The following is a 2764-nucleotide window of genomic DNA, read 5'->3' as shown; positions in this document are numbered from 1 at the left end:
TGGCCCAACTCGCCACCGGCCTCGTGATCACCGCGATCCCCGGCGCGGGCACCCTGTTCTGGGCACTGCCCGACGACAAACTCCCCTCCTGGCTAAGCGACTCACGCACCGCGATGAAGGAAACCGGCAAAGCCCTCGTCGCCTGGGACGAATGGGGCAAGAACCCCGGCCGGGCCGCCGGAGCCGTCACCTTCAACGTCCTGACCACCGTCTTCACCGGCGGCGCCGGCGGCGCAGCCGCAGGAGCCGGCAAAGCAGGCGCCGTCGCCAAAGCACTCTCCGTCGCGGGCAAGGCCGGCAAGGTCATCGACCCGATGACCTACATCTCCAAGGGCGCAGGCGCCGGCCTCTCCAAGATCGGCGACATCACCAAAGGCCTGAAGGGGATCGGCAACATCGACATCCCCAAACTCCCCGACGACGCGATCACCCTGCCCGAGGGCTCCTTCAAGCTCCCCGACGGCACCGTGCACCTCCCCGAGGGCGCGGCGATTCCCGAGGGCGGGGTCAAGCTCCCCGACGGCAACGTCAAGTTCCCCGACGACGTCCCTGTCCTGCCCGAGAACACCACCAAGCTCCCCACCCACACCGACGTCCCCGTCCAGTACTTCGACCACGACGGCAACCTCCTCAACGAGCACGGCGACACCGTCCAGCATGCCAAGGACGCGCCCGCCGAGCCCTCCCCCGGCGTCAGGACCACCACCGACCTCCCTCACGTGGAAAACACGGTCAGGGAACCCGCGCTGGTCGGTGCGGGCACCCACACGGCAAACGATGTCGGCCACGTGAGTGACGACGCTTTCGGAGGGACCACTCACCCTGCCGACCAGCAGGCCGGCAGCGGAACGGGACACGGCGGAGACGCCCCGTCCCACCCCGGCCGGGAAGCGCCGGATGGGCCGACACACCCGCACGAGGGTGGTTCTTCGGAGCCCGAGCAAGTCCCGGACAACGGGCCGGACGAACCGCATGCGCACGACTCGGACGGTCACCAGCCCTCACCCGACGGGCCTGTGGGCGATCACCCCGCGCCTCATGTCGACGATGGGCACCCCTCCTCCGACCACGACGCTGCCGACATGGGTACACGCCGCGACTACGTGGCCCGGACCGCACCAGAATCCACAGTTCCGGCACCGCCCAAGGAGCCAGGCGATCTGACTCTGGTCACCGGCGACCCCGCCTACTTCAGAGACGGGAGAACAGCCGTGGGCTACGACAGGAGCACAAGGGTCAACTTCGATCTGGTCGAGCCGCTCCCGGGGTACCACGACGTGGTTGTGCACGGAAACAACCAAGGCTTCTTCGAACCCGGGCGAGTGAACGAGGCCGGATCGTCCTTCTCCGCCGGTGACACTCACCCCACGCACATCGCGGATGCCATACGGGCCAACCCGAGCTACGACGGAGGCCCGGTGCGGCTGGTGTCGTGCCATACGGGAACGACAGCAGAGGGCGTGTTGGACATCCCCGCCGCACAAGCCGTCGCCAATGAACTCGGAGTCCCCGTGATGGCCCCGACCAACAAGGTCGGCGTGAACACCAAGCTCGGCCCCAACCAGACCCCGAAGATCTTTGGTGGAGGATACTGGCGAACGTTCCTTCCCATGACCCGATAGCAGAGGACCTCCCATGCAGATCGCCGACTTCTTCCAGGAACTCTGGGCACCCTCGTTCGGAACTCCGAGGGGAAGTGTGCGGGATTTCCTTGCACCAGCCCCTTACGAAGATGCCAAGCAGATCACTGAGTATCTGCTCGGAGGGCACGAAATCTTCAGCGTCATGGGCTCCTCCGAAGACGTGCTCGGCTCCGGTAAGACCGTGCTCGGTGGCGACTCGATCTTCTCCGACGGAGAGTGGATCTGGAGGGGAGACCTCTGGTTCTACGTCCGGACCCACCACGTAGAACTCCCCGAAGAATTCCTCGCACGGATCAGGGAGCACGACTATCTGGTGCCCGCCGAGAATGAAACCCAAATGATTGAGATCGCCAAATACGTCGATGCAAATCTCTGAGCAGCCGGCCCGACCGGCCTCGTCCGGCCGGCCCCGCTCTCGCTCGGCCAGTTGCCGGAGTGTCACCTGACATTCGAGTCGATGGAAATGGCACCCGAATGGTGTGCTCGCCGCCGAGGTGATGTTCTCCGAGAACGGTACGAGCGTGCTGGCGGAACGCCGCTGGGACGAAGAGGGTCGGCTGACGAACAACTGGCAGGCGAGCGACGGGGGCCGCCCCGTCGGCAGCGGGGTATGTCGGCCAGGAAACGGACCAGGGGCGCCGGTACGGGCCGCAACTCCCCTGCCGGTGCACACGGCCTCGTGCCGAATCCCGCTCCGGGCGGCTTTGGAACGGCGTGGCAGAAGCTGGGCCTCAAACACCCCAAGGCGGCGCTCGCCGGCGGCGCATTCATCGAATCGACGACGGAGAGCTCACCGGATCCTGATGACCCACCGGTCCGCAGGCGGCCGGTCCGCCCCTCACGATCGTGCGCACAGCGTGGAGATCGACCGAAGATCTTCAGGAGCCCCGTCACCCTCTGAGGGCTCCCGTCCCCCGCGATCCGGCCAAGTGCCGTGTTTCCGCACCTCATTGCTGTGCCGCGCTCCGTTCAGCCTTTTCACAGCCTGTCCACAGCCTTGAGGTCCTCGATTGCTTCGGCTCCCTCGGAGTTGATAGGGATGGGGGGCACATTTGTTTGCTCGGGTTCGGCAGGGGGACTGGATGAAGTTCGACATGGGGGCCCAGGTTCTGACGACTCTG

Annotated in this window: 1 protein-coding gene and 1 pseudogene; both read left to right on the top strand. The window is 66.1% G+C overall.

What is annotated here, in order from left to right; all coding sequences use genetic code 11:
• Positions 1-1622 (top strand): annotated as a pseudogene (locus ACIQCZ_RS42520) (hypothetical protein); the annotation flags it as partial.
• A gap of 13 nt (positions 1623-1635) precedes the next feature.
• Positions 1636-2019: a hypothetical protein gene (locus ACIQCZ_RS42515; RefSeq protein WP_402291579.1), complete on the top strand. Its 384-nt coding sequence runs from the start codon at positions 1636-1638 to the stop codon at positions 2017-2019.
• The last annotated feature ends 745 nt before the right edge of the window (positions 2020-2764 follow it).

It is taken from the genome of Streptomyces sp. NPDC093149 (assembly GCF_044754145.1).
Taxonomy (GTDB): Bacteria; Actinomycetota; Actinomycetes; order Streptomycetales; family Streptomycetaceae; genus Streptomyces.
The sequence above is the reverse complement of the archived record's forward strand: the minus strand, read 5'-3'. Positions and strand labels throughout refer to the sequence as shown.